Source organism: Rhodospirillaceae bacterium, from assembly GCA_016712715.1.
GTDB lineage: Bacteria > Pseudomonadota > Alphaproteobacteria > Dongiales > Dongiaceae > Dongia.
The window spans coordinates 463,083-479,661 of sequence record JADJQM010000001.1 but is presented as its reverse complement, the minus strand read 5'-3'; the positions used below and the strand labels follow the sequence as shown (position 1 = coordinate 479,661).

Annotated in this window: 8 protein-coding genes and 1 tRNA gene; 2 read left to right on the top strand and 7 right to left on the bottom strand. The window is 62.5% G+C overall.

All coding sequences use genetic code 11. From position 1 onward, the window contains the following. Window positions 1-168 precede the first annotated feature (168 nt). Genes IPK59_02365 through IPK59_02355 form a run of 3 tightly spaced genes read right to left on the bottom strand, consistent with a single transcriptional unit; the run spans window position 169 to window position 2,598 of the window. Window positions 169-1,539, bottom strand: a complete 1,371-nt coding sequence (locus IPK59_02365) for a TolC family outer membrane protein (protein MBK8157672.1) — start codon at window positions 1,537-1,539, stop codon at window positions 169-171. A gap of 49 nt (window positions 1,540-1,588) precedes the next feature. Beyond that, a complete protein-coding gene (locus IPK59_02360; protein MBK8157671.1) occupies window positions 1,589-1,918 on the bottom strand; it encodes a sulfurtransferase in 330 nt (109 codons plus the stop codon). An 8-nt stretch (window positions 1,919-1,926) separates the two neighbouring features. Next, on the bottom strand, window positions 1,927-2,598 hold the full coding sequence (locus tag IPK59_02355; GenBank protein MBK8157670.1) for a protein-L-isoaspartate O-methyltransferase: 672 nt from the start codon (window positions 2,596-2,598) through the stop codon (window positions 1,927-1,929). 362 nt (window positions 2,599-2,960) lie between these two features. Here IPK59_02355 and IPK59_02350 point away from each other — a divergent pair. Next, window positions 2,961-3,034 (top strand) — tRNA-Cys (locus tag IPK59_02350). A 186-nt stretch (window positions 3,035-3,220) separates the two neighbouring features. On the opposite strand, the gene IPK59_02345 is transcribed toward IPK59_02350, so the two are convergent. From IPK59_02345 to IPK59_02335, 3 genes are all read right to left on the bottom strand, one after another. Beyond that, window positions 3,221-4,609, bottom strand: a complete 1,389-nt coding sequence (locus IPK59_02345) for a TolC family outer membrane protein (protein MBK8157669.1) — start codon at window positions 4,607-4,609, stop codon at window positions 3,221-3,223. Between the two features lie 149 nt (window positions 4,610-4,758). Next, on the bottom strand, window positions 4,759-6,087 hold the full coding sequence (locus IPK59_02340) for an HlyD family type I secretion periplasmic adaptor subunit (GenBank protein ID MBK8157668.1): 1,329 nt from the start codon (window positions 6,085-6,087) through the stop codon (window positions 4,759-4,761). A gap of 5 nt (window positions 6,088-6,092) precedes the next feature. Then, window positions 6,093-7,706: a type I secretion system permease/ATPase gene (locus IPK59_02335; GenBank protein ID MBK8157667.1), complete on the bottom strand. Its 1,614-nt coding sequence runs from the start codon at window positions 7,704-7,706 to the stop codon at window positions 6,093-6,095. Window positions 7,707-8,290: 584 nt separating this feature from the next. Here IPK59_02335 and IPK59_02330 point away from each other — a divergent pair. Then, window positions 8,291-8,623 (top strand): hypothetical protein, encoded by a 333-nt coding sequence (locus IPK59_02330; protein MBK8157666.1) that lies wholly within the window; start codon window positions 8,291-8,293, stop codon window positions 8,621-8,623. Window positions 8,624-8,975: 352 nt separating this feature from the next. Here the strand turns inward: IPK59_02330 and IPK59_02325 are convergent, their stop codons facing one another. Further along, complete coding sequence (locus tag IPK59_02325; protein ID MBK8157665.1) at window positions 8,976-16,451, bottom strand: VWA domain-containing protein; 7,476 nt, start codon at window positions 16,449-16,451, stop codon at window positions 8,976-8,978. Window positions 16,452-16,579 lie beyond the last annotated feature (128 nt).

The following is a 16,579-nucleotide window of genomic DNA, read 5'->3' as shown; positions in this document are numbered from 1 at the left end:
CCGGCGCTGCAGTCGAGATTGCTGTCTTGCAATCATCGTGCCGAACCGAGTCGCTCCCAGCTATGTCGGCTATCGTAACGTCTTTATTGGCATTTCTCAAGAAATGGGAAATTGCCTGAGCCGTTACACCAGATATAGCCAGCCAAAGCTCCGACGAAAGCTGCCGCCCTACTCCACCGAAGGTCCGGTACCGATGAATTTATTGCGCACATCGTCGTAATGCTGGGTCGGATCGTAGACACCGACGTTGAGCGCGAGTTCAGAGGCCGTCAGGCGGCCCACGGCTGCCAGGACCTGGTAGCGCGCGACCACGAGGGTGGTCTGGGCCTGGACCAGGCTCACCTTGACATTGAGCGCTTGCAACTCGGCATCGAGCACGTCGAGCACCGTGCGGGCACCAACCTGTTGCTCCTGCTTGACGCCATCAAGCGCCACTTCAGTGGCACGGACTTGCTCCTTGAAGGATTCGATCTGGGCGAGAGCCGTCTCGTAGGACTGCCAGGAATCGACCGCGGTCTGCTCGCCGGCGCGGACGGCTTCGTCAATCTGGCGGCGGCTTTGCTGATAGAGCTGCTTGGATTGGCGCACGCGCGCATCGGGCGCGCCAGCCTGATAGAGCGGCACACGCAGCACGCCGAGAACCTGGCCAACATCGTTCGACTGATCTTCGCTGCTCTGTTCTTCGCTGCGGGTCCACGACCCTTCGATCGAGACCGTCGGCAGCAGTTCGGAGAAGGCCACGTCGATATCGTCCTTGGCGGCGTCGGCTTCGAACTTGGCAAAGACGATTGCCGGCGCGTTGATCGACTGCGCCACTGCTTCATCCTTGCTGGCCGGCAGGTCGAGGGTGGTTTCCGGCATCTTTAGGTCGGTCGGTTCTTCGCCGATCACCTGGCGATAGACGGCGATCGAGGCGGTGAGATTACCTTCGGCGGCGATACGGTCGGCGATGGCACCCTGCAGGCGGGATTCAGCTTGCGCTACGTCGGTGCGGGTAACTTCGCCCGCATCGAAGCGATCGCGCGTCGCCTGCAATTGCTGGCCGATGACGTTTTCGTTGTTGCGGTTGAGTTCCAGCACGGCCCGGTCGCGCACGACCTGCATATAGGCCTGCACGGCCTGCAGCAGAACCTGCTGTTCGGAATTGGCCAAGTTGGCGCGGCCGGAGCGCACGCGGTTCTCGGCGGCGGAGGTCGATGAGACCGTCTCGAAGCCACTGAACACGGGCTGCGAGACAGTGACGCCGAAGGTGCGCGATTCCAGATTCTGATCGAGCAGCAAAGGTGTGTTCTGTTCGATCCAGGTCTTGCCGGCCTCGGCCTGACCGATCACCGTTGGTCGCCAGCCGCTCAGGGCTTCCGGTACCCGTTCGTCGGTCGCCCGCAACTGCGCGCGCGCCGCTTCCAGCGTCGGGTTGCCGGCATAGGCCTGCGCCAGGGCTTCGTTGAGATCGACCGCCAGGGCCGGTGTCACGAATGCGCCGCACAGCATGACCGCAAGAACAGCCGTCGCCGCATTTCCGAGATTTCGCCGCTTCATGATCCTCAACCGTCCCTTTTCAACCGAAAGAAATTATCCCATTACCTGATCAGTAGCGCGCCATGGTCGGGTCGACCAAGCGCGCCCAGGCATCAATGCCGCCAGACAGGTTCACCGCATTTACGTAGCCCTGCCGCCGCAGCCACAGGGTCGCATTCATACTCCGCATGCCGTGATGGCAGATCACCACCAGCGGCCGGTCGTCCGTCAACTCATCGCTCCGCTCCTGCAACTCTCCCAACGGGATCGCGCGCGAGGTGGCGATGTGACAAAGCTTGTACTCCCACGGCTCACGCACATCGAGCAGTTCCAGTGCAGCGCCCGCAGCGATGAGATCGAGCAACCGGGCCACATCGATTTCAAGCTCCTCCGCCCCCATGACGATCGTCAGAAGGCGAAGGAATGCGCGCGCGCAAAACCCGTCAGCAGGGGTGTGTTGGCATCGAACAAGACGCGCGTACCTGCAGCGGCCTTGTCGGCCCGCGTCAGCAGCATCGCGCGGCCGACGCCGCCGGCCGCATCGCGCTGCACGGTTACGAGTTTGCCATTCAACTTCAACTGGTCGATCAGGCGGGCCGAAATCTCCTCGACGGCGCCTTCGATGAGGATGGCATCATAGGGGCCGCCGACGGCATGGCCTTCCTGCAGCGGACCGGTTACCACCGTGACCGCAGCGCCGCTGCCGGCGAGCGAAGCACGGGCCAGTTCGGCGAGGGCGGGATCGCTTTCCAGCGCCGTCACGGATGCACCCAGCCTCGCCAGCAAGGCTGCGCCATAACCGGTATTGGCGCCGACCACGAGCACGCGCTGGCCTTGCTGCACATGCAGCGCCTGGACGAGGCGCGCCAGCACCATGGGCTCCATCATGAAGCGGTCATTGCCGAGTGGCAGATCGTCGTCGATATAGGCACGCGCCTGGAGGGCGCCGGGCGCGAAGCGTTCGCGCGGCAGCTCGGTCAATGCGGCGATCAAGCGTTCATCGGTGACCTTGTTGGTGCGGATCTGGCCATCGACCATGAAGCGACGCGCCGCTGCATAGTCCTTTGCGCCCGTCCGCATCATCGCCGAGTTCGTCGTTCCTGCCGTCGCCATCTGGTACCCCTTGGAATCGCACATCGTCGCTGGCCGGTGTCGCGCCGCCGTCGCTGCCGCCATCAATGCGGGACGCGCGATTCTTGCCGCCAACCATCTGGTCAGATTTATACCCGCATTGCCGCAATGCGACAAGCAGCCCCGCCGGGCAGGGCACGCGGTCTTGGCCGCCAATGGGTGAAAATCACCCCATTGTAACAGCGAGATGCGGCCCGCCAGTTTACCGGTTGAGGGCAATTTCCCACACTTGACCCTGGCCCGGTCCAGGCTCTATACGTGCGCTCGCCTTTCGGCGCCGGCCGGCTTGAGCTTCCCCGGCGGCGCCCGCAGGCCCGGTGGCAGAGTGGCCATGCAGAGGACTGCAAATCCTCGTACGTCGGTTCGATTCCGGCCCGGGCCTCCAAACACCCTTCCCCATACAGCACCACCGAAACCAGCCATTCAGGCTTGCCTGCGGAAGGCCCTGTTCCGATCATCACGGGCATTCGTTCCTGAAGGCATCCGCAGTGCGCGTCTACCTGCCAAAGCAAAAACCCCGCAGCTTGCGCTGCGGGTGTTCTCGGCAGGCCGGACGCCGGAGCGTCGGACCTTATTCGGCGTAGGTGACTTCGTCCGGGGTCGCTTCGAGCGGCATTTCTGCGCCGACATACTGCACCAGCTCGCCTTGCGCGGCGATGATGCGGTAGTTCGCGAAAGTCTCGAAGACGCGGGCCGAAACCAGATCGTCCTTGGACAAGAACAGATCGTTGGCGGCATCGAGCAGATCGAGCAGGCCGCGCTGGCCGATATCGAACTGCTGCTGGTAAACGTCCTTCGTCTGCTGGTTGGCATCGACCTGCTTTTCGAGGTTGGCGATGCTTTCCTGCTGCGTCTGACGGTCGGCCCAGGAGACGCGGACGTCTTCCTCGACTTCGCGCTCGCGCTGACGGAGCTGTTCGAGCTGCTCGTTGATCTGCTCCTTGAACTCTTTCGAGCGGGCGATGTCGGCGCCGCCACGATAGAGGTTGTACTGGACATTGACCAACGCCGCGGCGTTGTAGGTGTTGTCTTCACGGCCATTGGCGTGCTGGCTTGTGTTGCCGGTCAGCTGCAGTTCGACCTGCGGCCAGAAGACGGATTCTTCGATGTCCAGCTCGGATTCGGCGACCTGGATGTCGTGGCGTTCAAGCAGGATCTTCGGGTTGACCTGCATGCCGCGGGCAACCGACTGCTCGACATCCGCCGGGATCGGCAGGTCGGCGCCGGTGGCAACCGGCTCGAGGTCAGCCGGCGGCTGGCCAATGACGCGCTGGAAGGTCGCCTGCGCGTTGCGCAGATCGCCCTGGATCTGGATGAGGCTGGAACGCGCCGTCGCGAGACGGGCTTCGGCCTGACGGACGTCGGCGATGTTGCCGCCGCCGAGTTCGGCACGCTTCTGCACCAGGCCGAGGATTTCCTCATGGGCGCGGACATTGTCTTCCGCGTTGACGACGCGATCGGTGTGACGGATCACGTCGAGATAGATTTCGACGGCATCGAGCGACTGCACCTGGGCTTCGTCCTGAATGCGTTCGGCCTGCGACTTCACGCGGCCGATCTGGCGTTCGACTTCGCTGTCGATCCGGCCGCCGTCGAAAATCGGCTGCTGGAGGCTGATCTGGGCGTTCTGGGTGAACAGCACGCGGCCATGATCATGGGGTCCCTGGTTCAGGGTCGCATCGGGATGATCGACGCCGCCATTTTCCGAGAATTCCGGACCCATGTTGAATTCGGCGTCGATCTGCGGCAGGTACGCGCCCCGCGCCTGACGGAGTTCATGGTCGATCGAGCGGCGGTTCTTGACCTGCTCGCCAACCGTCGGGTTGGTCGTCACGACAAGCTGGATCGCTTCCCTGAGCGACATCGCCTGTGCGCCATTCACGCCGATACCGAAGGTCGTACCGACCACAGCACCCAGCAGCAGCGCCTTCGTGATGCGCGTCCGTGTAACTTCAATCATGCTCGCTACCCCCAAAGCTGACCCCAGTCATACGAACCTTGTCGATTCGGCGCTGGGAAGACAACGCGTTTACCGGTTAATCATATCTTAAGGCAATTCCCACTTGGTGCTTTTTACCTGAATTAGCCTTTTGATGCAGCAACTTTTTCTTATCTTTCGGTGAGCGCCTGCTCACGTGCTTTCAAGATCGGTTTCAGCAAATACTCTAGGACCGTTTTCTTACCGGTGAGGATGTCGACCGAAGCCGTCATGCCGGGGATGATCGGGAGATCCTGCCCTTCCTTGCCGATAAGCACGTTCTGATCAGTACGTAGCCGTACACGGAAATACAACTCTTTCTTTTCATTTTCAATGGCATCGGCGCTGATATCTTCGACTGTGCCGTCGAGACCGCCATAGATCGAGAAGTCATAGGCCGTGATTTTGATCTTGGCCGGCTGGCCCGGGGCGATAAAACCACGGTCCTGCGGCCGGATATTGGCCTCAATCAGGAGATTGTCCTCGATCGGCACGATTTCCATGATGTCCTGGGCCGGCTGGATGACGCCGCCGATGGTCCTGATCTTGATGTCCTTGACCGTGCCCTTGACCGGCGAGAGGACTTCAGTCCGCCGCACTTTGGCGCCGGCGTCGCGCATCGACTCTGTCACCGTCGAGAGGTCGGTCTGGTGCTTTGATATCTCCTGGGCGGCCTGAGCGCGGTAGGTCTGCACAGCCTCGGCCATTTTAGACTGGGCCGCCTGGAGAGCGGCTTGGGCTGCCGGCCGTTCCGCCTGGGCGTTTTCGATGTCGGCCTGGAACTGCTGGACCTGCTGTTCGCCTTCCAGCACCTCGTTCTCGCCGGCACCACCGGCCGCGCGCAGCTTTATGAGGTTGTTGAGGCGCTTCTGCGCCGTGCCGATCAGGCTGCGGGCCGATTTGATCTTGGTGTCGATGGCGCGCACTTCCTGCTGGCGTTGGGCCACTTCATCGTTGAGTGTCGCCTGTTGCGAGCGGAGCTGCGCCGCGCGCACCACGAACTGGCCCTTCTCGGCGGCGACCTTGTCGGGATATTTTTCGACCAGATCGGCCGGGAACGGGATTTCGTCGGCGGACTTCACGCCGTCGATCTCGGCCTGCAGGCGGGCGATGGCGGCCTGGGCGATGTAAAAGCGCTGCGTCAATTCCGCGAGGCTCGCCACCGCGGTATCGTTGCGGATGATCAGGATCACCTCGCCCTTCTCGACCGTCTGGCCGTCGCGCACCTTCATATCTTCGAGGATGCCGCCATCGAGGCTCTGGATGACCTGGGTCTGGCTGGAGGGCACCACCTTGGCATCGCCCCGGGTGATGACGTCGAGCACGGCATAGTTCGCCCAGACGAGGAACACGATCGCGACGATGAGGATGGCGCCGAGCAGCAGATGGCCAAAGAGGCGCGTGCCTTCCTTCTCGGAGGTCGCCGGATCGATCCAGAGGTCTTTGTTGGTAATCGACATGTCGGTCAGCCTTCGTTGGCGCGGATGCGCCCCTTCATGAGGGCGTCAAGCACGCCCGCTTTCGGCCCGTCGGCCACCACCTTGCCGCGGTCGAGCACGATCAGGCGATCGACCAGCGACAGCATGGAATTGCGGTGCGTCACCAGCAGCATGGTCTTGCCGTGGGCGATTTCGCCAAGGCGGGCCTTGAACGCATTCTCGGTCGAATTGTCCATCGAGCTCGTCGGTTCGTCGAGCAGCAGGATGGGCGGGTTGAGCAGCATGGCGCGGGCCACCGCCACCGACTGGCGCTGGCCGCCGGAAAGATAGCGGCCGTTCTCGCCCACAGGCATGTCGTAGCCGGACGGATGCTGGCGCACGAACTGGTCGACGCCGGCAAGGGTCGCTGCGCGGATGACGGAATCTTCGTCGACGTAAGGGGCACCAAGCGTGATGTTGTCCTTGACCGAGCCGAAGAAGAGATGCGGATCCTGCAGCACGCAGCCGACACTCTGGCGAAGGTCGGTCGGATCGAGCTGGCGGATGTCGGCGCCGTCAATGAGCACGGCGCCTTCGGTCGGTTCGAACAGGCCCAGCACCAGGCGTTCGATGGTGGTCTTGCCCGACCCGATGCGCCCCACGATGCCGACGCGCTCGCCCGGCTGGATGCGGAACGAGACACCGTCCAGGGCCGCCATCTGGGCGTTGGGGTATTTGAACTGGACGTTGCGGAACTCGATGGCGCCTTCGATCAGCGGCCGGCGCAGGAACACCTTGCCGACCGGCCGCTCGACGGGCAGCGCCATCATGCGGTTGAGGCCCTGGAGCGAGGTCCAGGATTGATGGAAGCGGACGATGAGACCGGCGATCTGGCCCAGGGGCGCCATGGCGCGGCCGGAGAGCATCGAGGCCGCCACCATCGCACCGGTGGTGAGCGCAGCCTCGGTCGAGGCCGGGTCGTGATAGAAGATCTTGTAGCAGGAGACCATGATGACGCCCGCAAAAGCGAGGTTCGAGGACATCATCACGAAGTTGACGGCGATGGTCGACCAGAAGCGCGAGGTCTTCGCCGATTCGGAGGAGGCCGCCACATAGCCGTCCCAATCGCGCTGCATCTGCCCTTCGGCCGAGCTGGCCTTGATCATGTCGAGGCCGTTGATGGCTTCGACCAGGGTCGCGTGCTTCTGGGCGCTTTCGCGGTAGGAGCGTTCGACCGCCTTCTTCATCGGGAACTGCACCAGGATGCTGACCGCGATGACGATCGGGATGAGCACCGCCGGCACGATCGCCACTTCGCCCGCGATCACCCAGACGATGATCAGGAAGATGAAGACGAACGGCAGATCGATGATCGCCGAGAGGGTGGCCGAGGTGAAGAAGTCGCGCAAACTCTCATAGGATTGGATGTTGCTGGCAAAAGCGCCGGCCGATTGCGGGCCGGACGCCATGCGGATCGAGAGCATCTGCTGGAACAGGGCCGAGGAGACCTTGCGGTCGAGGGATTTGCCGGCCATGTCGAGGAAATAGGCGCGCAGTGTGCGCAGGATGAAGTCGAAGCCGAACACCAGCATGACGCCAGCGGCCAGCATCATCAGCGTCTCTTCGGCCTTGTTGGGCACGGCGCGGTCGTAAACCTGCATCGAGAAGAGCGAGGTGCCGATGGTGAAAGAAGTTGATCAGCAGCGCCGCGATCACCACCTCGAGATAGACCGGCGTAAAGCGCAGCACATTGGCCCAGAACCAGTTGCGGCCCTTGGCCTCGGTCATGTCGGAGGAGCGGGTGTCGAGGCGGATCTTGGGCCGCACCACCAGCATCTGACCGGTATACATCTCGACCAGGGTCGCGATATCGACGCTGTGGGAACCGTCCATCGTGTCGGGCGTCGCCACCTCGACCTTGCCGTTGCGCGGCAGCGACAGCAGCACGCAGGCCTTGCGGTCCTTCAGCAGCAGCACGGCCGGCAGGGTCATGGCATCGACCTTGTCGAGCTTCTTCTTGACCTTGTTGGCGGAGAGACCGACCCGGTCGGCGGCGCGCAGGAACAGATCCGGCGTCAGCCCCTCATCCGAGATCGGCAGGCCATGGGCGATGGCCGCGGGCGAGCGCGGGTTGGAGAAGATGCGGGTGAGGATGACCAGGCAGGAGAGCAGCGGATCCTCGCGCATCGCGGGACCGGAATATTCGGCGGGCGGACCGGCGGGTGCGGCGGCCGCGACCGGGTTCATGTTCAACTTCATGCCGGGCGGCAGCGCGCCGGGTGGGACGGCGCCGGCTGGAACACCCGTGGGCGGGGTCGGTGCGCCCGGGCCACCGGCGCCGGCGGCAGTTGTGGCGGCGGCAGGATTCGCGGCTGCTGGCGTGGCGGCGCTACCCGTGTTGCTGGCAATGCCCGGTTGGGCTTGCGGCGGTGATGCTGGTGTCGGGGTCGGTTTCGGGGCCGCGGCGGCGGGCGCCGTCGGCTGGGCCGGCTTCACACCCGAGGGGGTGGCGGCGGTGGAAGTGGTGGCTGGTTTCGCGCCGGGCTGGCCGGCGGTGGGGCTCGATGACATCAGCTGAAGTCCAATTCTTTCAGGCCGTTCCGCGCGCCTTTTACCATATTTTTTGGGCGACGTAAGGCGGTGCTATGTGACCGGTGACACGTGTTGGCGAAAAAGTGAGGGATGGCGCCGAAAGTCGGAGCGCTTGCCCATTGCGCTGCACCAAAGCGGGCATTTCCGCCATTTTCCAGGTCCGACAAGCAAGCCCCCTCCCCTCGCTGCACGCGCGCAAGACAGAGAGCTTAGGCCGATTTGGTTAACGGGTTGTTTCGCTGCCATGTGACATCGGCGCGAATCAGGGTGGGAGGTTGGGGCAAAAAGAAAGGGGCGGCCCGAGGGCCGCCCCTGATCAAACCCCTCAGATCGGAGGGTTAGACGTTATTGTCCACGTCGACGGTCGTCTGTACGTATATCGTCGCGCCACCGTTGGTCCAGGCCGTGAACTGGATACCGTGGATCAAGGTGTTGCTTGGGTCGTTCGCCGTGAAAGTCGAACCCTGAGCCCAATTACCATCGAGACGAACTTCGTCATCGGCGCCGGCATTGGATTCACCATTTCCATCGCCGAGGATGTAGAGCACGCCACTATCACTCATTGAGATGACGTCAGCTGCACTCAGAGGATTGTCTTGGCTGTCATTGCCAAAGTCGTCCGTTGCTGAGCCATTGCGCAGGTCGATGGCATCAATGCCGGAAACGCGACCGATGAAGTTGTTTCCGCTACCGCCATCGTCGTCGATGTTGATGTCGATCGGGCTCAACACCTTCAACGTGTCGAAACCAGAGCCACCATTGAAGGTGTCTTGGCCGTCATAGACCATCGTATCGTTACCGGCCCCACCATTCAGCGTGTCGGTACCCGCACCACCTTCGAGATAGTCGTTGCCGTTGTCGCCGTTCAGCGTGTCGGTACCCGACCCGCCGAAGAGCTTATCATCGTCGTCGCCGCCGTTCAGGGTGTCGTTGCCACCCTGGCCGAAGACCACGTCGTTGCCGGCACCGGCATTGACCGTGTCATTGCCACCAACCGTGCCTTCAGCGGCGTAGGTCGGGTTGTTGCTGGTGAGGTTGGCGTAGATGTCGGCGCGGAGCTGTTCCGGCGTCCATGCTTCCTTGCCGATGATGTAGTTGGCCCAGCCGGCATCCGCCGACCCGGAGAAGATGGTGTCACCCAGGATGGCGTCGTTGCCGCCGCCACCGTTGATGAGATCATTGCCCACCGGGAAGACCGTCGTCGTCGAGCCGCCGCTGACCAGAGCCGAGGTCAGTTCGTCGGCATTGTTGATGATGAGCGGCTGACCGTAATTGTCGGTCACCGTGCCACCCTGGACACCGGTGTTGACCGTGCCGACCTGCAGGCTGGTGTTGTCGAAGTAGCGCAGCAGGTTCGCATCGGCGGCACTGGTGATGCCGATACCATGCAACTGCACCGGCGGGTTGGCCACCATCCACGGGTTGATGACGTTGAGCGCGGGCTGGATCTCGTTGAGATCCGTATTGCCATCGCCGTCGCCGTCCGTGTTGCCGTTATAGGCTGTCGGCACACCGTCGGTCATGAAGTAGACATGCTTCTCATGACCGGCCGGCTGGCCGTCCATGTAGGTCTTCGCCAAGGTCATCGCGGCTTCGTAGTTGGTGAAAGCCACGAAGTTGCCGTCGGCATTCTGACCGGCCTCAAGGTCGTCGATCTGCTGCAGCAGCGAGTTCAGGTTGCCGTTGGTCAGGGTCAACGTGATCTCGGTCGCGGCAGTGCTGCCGAACGAGATCAGGGTGATGTTGAGCACGCCGTTATGCGGCAGCAGCTGGTTGACGAAATTGGTCACCGCCGCCTTCATCAGGGTCATGCGACCACCATCGGCCATGCTGCTCGACGTATCGCAGACCAGGGCCAAGGAGTAGTTCTGGCCCGGCTGGATGATCGTCTGCTTGCCGCCCACATCGCCGATGAGAACGTCGTTGCCGCCGGCACCGTCGATCGGGCCGTCCGGGCTGTTCGGCGAGTTGTCGACGCGATGGTCGGTGGTCTGACCATTGCTGTCGTTCACGTTCTCGCCGACCACGATGAAGTTCTGGATCGGCTGATCCTTCGTGGTCATCGTCAGCGTCCCAGAGGCCGGGTCCTTGTCATTGTCCTGAATGGTGTAGGACACGACGAAGCTGCCGGCCGCACCCGAGGTCTGGGTGTAGCTGTAGTTGCCATTGGCATCCATGCTGATGGTGCCGGTCGGGATCACGTGCGAGGCGCCGTCGGCGGCATATTCGACGCCGTTGACGATGTAGCTCACCACGGTGCCCGGCGTATCGGCGCCGACATGGTCGTTCGTGAGAACGTTGCCGGTTTCGGCCACGCCGAAGGTCGTGACGGTATCGGTGTCGTTGACCACCACCGGCACGTCGTCATCGACGTTGATGACGAGGCTGCCGAGGACTGCGTCACCGTCGCGGTCCGTCACGCCGTAGTTGATGGTGAAGGCGACGTTGTTCTCATTGTCGCCGTCCGCATGGTTGATCTTCGCCAACTGCGTCACGGTATAGGCGCCGCCGGTGGCATCGGTGAGGACGATCTGCAGAACAGGCGTGCCGCCCTGCGAGATGATCAGCGTCAGTCCGCCGTTGCTGATGGCCGCGGTGAACCCGGCCGGCACCGTGTAGCCGCTGAACAAGGTCGTGCCCGCACCATCGGCACCGTAGGTATGCGCCAGGGTCCCCGTGAGGTTCGCCTGGGCATCGTCACCCAAACCGGCGGCAAAGGCGTCGTTGCCGTTGGTGAAGTTGTCCTCGTCAACCATGACCGATGAGTTCACCGAAGCGGTCGGCAGGTCGTCGACGATCTTCACGCCGATCGTGCCGGCAACACCGTCACCGTCCTTGTCCTTGGCGGTGAAGTTGATGGTGAGGTCGAGGATGTTCTCGCCCTGACCCGCCGGATGGTCGATCTCGTTGTTGAGCGTGAACTTGTACTTGCCGTCGAATTCGCCATTGGTCTTGGTGAACTCGACCGTGAACACCTTGGTCGCACCGGCCATGCCGTAGAAGGTGCCGTCCGGACCAGCGACGATGTTGACGTTCACGCCATGCGACTTGATCGCCGGCTGGACGCTGAGGCCGCTGAAGCCGCCGGGGCCGTCGGCGCCGAAGTTGACGCCGGTGTTGCCGGAAACGGTGAGGCTTTCCTTGTTGTTGTCGGAACCGTCACCAAGATCGTCTTCGTCGACCACGGCGCAGGAGCTGAGCCAGATATTGTCGATGAAGCCGCCATTGGTGTCGTCGCTGCCAACCGCCTTGAACAGCAGGCGCGTGGCACCCGTATCGCCCGGCACCACGAACTGGTAGTTGGTCCAGCCGGCGGTGTCGCCCGAAAGGGTCGCGATCTTGACGCCGTCCCACCAGACTTCAACGTCGTTGGTGTTGGTGCCCGGCGTGTGGACGCGCGGCTGGTAGTCGAAGCTCAGCAGGTAGCTGGCGCCGTCGACCGTGCCGGTGATGTCCTGATAGGCGTAGGTGTTGGTGTCGTTCGGTTCCTGCTGGTTCTCGTTGGTGGAGTCCGAGTCCAGTTCAAGCAGGTTGTTGCCATGGCTGGCCGGGGTCACCGCACCGGCCTGAATCTCCAGGCCAGCGAAGCTGCCGCCATTGGGAATGTTGTTCTGGTCGTCGGACATGCCGCTCTTCCAGCCCGGGATCGCCGCAAAGACGTCCCAGTTGCCGCGCGCACCCTCGAAGCTCTGGCCGCCCAGGTCTTCGAAGCTGCCGTTGACCACCAGGTTGGTGCAGCTCTGCCGCGTGATGGTCGGCACGTCGTCGTCGATCTTCACCTGGATGATCGCGGTGTCGACGTCGCAATCCTTGTCGGTGACGCTCGCCTTGATCTCGAGATAGAGGTTGTCCTCATACGAGTTCTGCGGATGGTCGACCGCCTCGTGCAGCACGACCTTGAAGTCGAAGCCCGTGTCGGTGATGCCGGTGACCAGCACCTCGACCACGATACGGTCGGTATCCGGGGTCGCATAGCCGACCAGGCGGCTGAGGGTCGGATCCCAGGCCCAGGTGACCGACTTGCCATCAAGCGTGGTGAGCGAGCTGCTCGAGGACAGGAACACGCCGCCGAGACCGTCGGCATAGAGGTTGTAGGAGATATGACCGGAAGCCGTGGCTTCGCTGCCATCGGCATCGCCCGGGCCGTTGTCGCCGCCGACATTGTCGGCCCAGTCGCCGGCCGGGTTGTTGACGTCGTTGTTGTTGCCCTTGGGCAGGCCGTCTTCGTCGATCGTGACGTTGAGATCATAGTCGCAGGAGGTGATCTTCGGCTCGCCGTCGAGCACGTCGATGGTGAGCTTCGCCGTGTCGTAATCGCCGTCGACATCCTGCAGCTTGTACTGCAGCTGCTCGGTGATGCAGAGCTCGTCGCAGGTCTTCACGCCAACCAGCAGGAAGTCCGAATTGTTGCCGTTGTTGCCGGCGCCATTGTCGAGCGGCTTCAACGTCACCTTGTCGAAATCATTGTCGAGGTTGATGAAGAACTCGACCAGGCCGCTCTTGCCGCCGTAGATGACGCCTTCGCCGACCTTGGTGTTGCCGTCCCAGGCTTCCCACTTCAGCGCTTCGGCATTGCCGCTGTCATAAAGCTGGCCGTCGAACAGCGCGCCCACGGTGATCTTGGCCGCGTCGACATCGTTCGGGAAGCGGATGGTGATCATTTCCTCGGCGACGTTGCCGTTGCCGTTCATGTCGGTTTCGCCGCCGTCGATGCCCTGCTTCACACCGATGCCGGTGTAATGCTTGCCGTCGGCATCGATCGTCTTCAGGCCCCAATCATTGGAGTCGTTGCTGTCGTTGTCGTAATTGTTGGTGATCTGGATGCCGTTGTACTTCGACAGGACGTTGGCGATCTTCTGGGCGTCGTTGCCGCCGACCGGATCTTCCGTGCCGTTGGCCGTCGGCGCCAGACCGTACTGGTCCTTGTCCGAATTGTTGCCCGGGTTGCTGGTGTACTCGTAGTAGCCGAGTTCCCAGGGCTCGAACGAATTGTCGCCGGGGGCAACCGGGTCCGGATTGTTGGCATCGACCACGACCTTGAAGTGGCCATAGGGGGTGTCGAATTCGACGGTGTGGCCGTCGAAGGTGACGTTCTTCGCATCCGTGCCGGTCACGTTGAACGTGTCGGCGGCGAAGTTGAAGGTGATGGTCGAGTTGCCGTACTTCAGCGCCGGGATGGTGTGGTCGTGATCGACCGACAGCTTGTCCTTGCCGTTGTTGTTCCAGTTCACGTCATCGTTGCCGATGCCGAGCACCAGATTGCCGCTGACGGTGTTGTAGCCGCCGGCGCCGGCATTCTCTTCGTCGAGATAGACCTGGTCGTCCTTGGCGTCCGGGGCATCGTCGATGACCGAGACTTCGAGCTGCGAGGTAACGGTGTCGCCGTCGAAATCAGTGGCCTGGAAGAACACCAGGGCGTTGCCGTCGGCATCATAGAGATGGATCGGGTCGTTGCTCGACTGATCCCAATCCGGGTGCGCGGCGTTGCCACCGTCCGGGTTGTTGATCTGGTGATACTGCACGAACACCAGCTGGCCGCTCTGCGGATCGAGGCGCAGCATGAACACGGGGATCGCGTCGCCTTCGCCGTCGAGGCCGCAATAGTCGTTGCCGACAGCGCCCTGCAGCGCGAAGGATTCCTGCGGACCTTCCGGCTCGCCCTCGAAATTGCTGGGCGAGGCCATGCCGATGATGGTGTTGGCGTCGAGCTGGAACGCATAGACGGTGATCGTCACCGGCTCGCCATTCACCATGACCGAGATGGTCCAGTTGGTGGCCGACTTGTTGAGCACCTCGCCGGCGCCTTCGCTTTCCCCATTGGTGTTCTTCATGAACAGTTCGAAGGCCTGCTTGTCGGTGCCGCCGTCATCGTTGCCGATGAGGTTGCCGTCTGAGTCATAGGTCTTCTGGCTGTTGTCGGTGCCTTCGCCGGCATCGTTGTCCTGGTTGAACAGGGTATTGCCGGCCTGGTCGTTGCCCTTGGCCTTGCCGTCGGCGCCGAAGCTGACGTCGAGGTAGGTCTTGGCGACGCCCAGCGGATCGGCGCAGAAATTGCCGTTGTTGAGGAACTCGTTCGACAGCTGCGCAAGAATGTCCTGCTGATAGCCGATGTTGACGTCTTCGCCGCTGGCCTCGCCACCGGCGATGTCGTCGAGCTGGTCGTCGGCCTTCCAGGTCAGGATATTGCCAAGCCAACCATCGACGTCGTCGGTCTGCTGGTCCGGGCCCGGATTGTTCTGCAGATCCGAGTCATAGGGAGTCGACTGGTCGCCCGGGGTTTCGTCGTGACCGATGGTCAGATTCGCCTTGGTGATGGCGATCGGAACATCGAAGCCGCAGAAGCTGGCGTAGCAGACTTCGCCCAGGAACGGCATGTCGTCGATGTCCTGGAATTCCAGCGGCTGCGGGAAGTCGCTCGGGACCGGCGGGCTGTCGCTGTCCTGCAGGAAGAACGGCACTTCGATCTTGAGGATGTCCTCGATGCCATTGCCTTCTTCGGTGCCGCCGCCCTTTTCAGGATGATCGACGACGCCATAGATGGTGAAGCTGAGACCGAACTCGGCATTGCCGGCAGGGTTGGTTTCGCCAGCGTTGACCACGTCGTCATCGACGCCGATCGTGAAGACCACGACGTTGAGCGCCTGGCCGCAATGCTGGACGGTGTAATAGGCAACCACCATCTGGCCTTGGCCGTCATTGGCGCCGGGCGCGCTCTCCGGGATTTCCGGCAGCAGCTTGTAGGTCAGTTCGTGGCCGTGCGAGGTGAGACCCTTGGCTACCAACACATCGCTCTGCGGAACGTCGCCCGCGCCGTCATCAATGCCGTTACCGTTGGCGTCGAGGACCAGCTTGCCCGGCAGGTCGGCGACGAAGTTCGCTTCGACCGTCGCGGTGACCGACAGCGGTTCGCGGTCCTGGTCAATGCCACCCCACCACGGGCCATTGTTGTCATCGGAGATCCAGGGGAAGAAGTCGCTCTGCCCCGGTACGCCGAAATTCGGGTTGAAGTCAGTCTGGCTGCCTTCTTCGTGATCCTTGGTGTCGAACGGATCGTTGCCGTCATCGTAGAACTTGCCGATCGTCCACAGCGGCTGCTGCGGCACGGCGATTTCCTGCTGCCCTTCAGAGCGGGAGAGTTCAATCGGCTCCTTGGGATTCAGGCGATCAATCAGGTCCTCAGCGCACTGCCAGCCGTGGAAATCGTCCTCGTTAACCGGCGGAGCCTGGGTGATATTGACGACGGTCGGCGTCGTGTCGACTTCATCAGCTTCGATGATCTCGATGAATTCGCGGTTGATGAGGTTGTAGTTGAGGGCTGTCGGGTCGAGACCGCCGATCGCGTTGAGGCCACCGATGCCGGCATTGGGGTCGAACGGGGTGAACAAACCACCATTGTTGTCCACGCCAGTACCCTGGTCACCAGCGGCCGGGCCAGCGGCCGTCTGAATGTCGAGATTGGGGTCGGTCGCGGCGATGACCGCGGCCACGTCGACCGGCACGCCATTGCTGCCGATGATGTTGACTTCGCCCTGGCCGATCGCCTCTTCGTAACCGAGCAGGATGACCGTGACGTCACCGACCTTTACCGCGAGATTGCCATCGGCAAGACGCGCCACCAGACCATCGGCCGGGAACGGCAATTCAACCGTTTCGCCAGGGGTCACCTGGACGCGAACCACATTCTGGCCCTGCGGGACCTGGACCTGTACCGGCGTACCGGCCTGGGTCAAATGAACCTGCTCGACGTCGCTCTCGTGGACGGTGGAGGCGTTGTTGGCAGTTTCGGTCTGGTTGGTGGTGTTGTCCGTGGCCATAGCTCGCTCCAATGGTCGGTTAACTATGAGGCGGGGCGGAACAGCGGTTCTTCAGAATTGACGGAATAAACCGCTAGCCCCTCAGTGATGATGGGACAATAAGAGCGAAGGCCGGGGCGCTCAACGGC

Coding starts and splice junctions, on each gene's coding strand:
- IPK59_02365 (MBK8157672.1), bottom strand. CDS start 1,539: ATGAAGCGGCGAAATCTCGGAAATGCGGCGACGGCTGTTCTTGCGGTC.
- IPK59_02360 (MBK8157671.1), bottom strand. CDS start 1,918: ATGGGGGCGGAGGAGCTTGAAATCGATGTGGCCCGGTTGCTCGATCTC.
- IPK59_02355 (MBK8157670.1), bottom strand. CDS start 2,598: ATGCGGACGGGCGCAAAGGACTATGCAGCGGCGCGTCGCTTCATGGTC.
- IPK59_02345 (MBK8157669.1), bottom strand. CDS start 4,609: ATGATTGAAGTTACACGGACGCGCATCACGAAGGCGCTGCTGCTGGGT.
- IPK59_02340 (MBK8157668.1), bottom strand. CDS start 6,087: ATGTCGATTACCAACAAAGACCTCTGGATCGATCCGGCGACCTCCGAG.
- IPK59_02335 (MBK8157667.1), bottom strand. CDS start 7,706: ATGCAGGTTTACGACCGCGCCGTGCCCAACAAGGCCGAAGAGACGCTG.
- IPK59_02330 (MBK8157666.1), top strand. CDS start 8,291: ATGTTCAACTTCATGCCGGGCGGCAGCGCGCCGGGTGGGACGGCGCCG.
- IPK59_02325 (MBK8157665.1), bottom strand. CDS start 16,451: ATGGCCACGGACAACACCACCAACCAGACCGAAACTGCCAACAACGCC.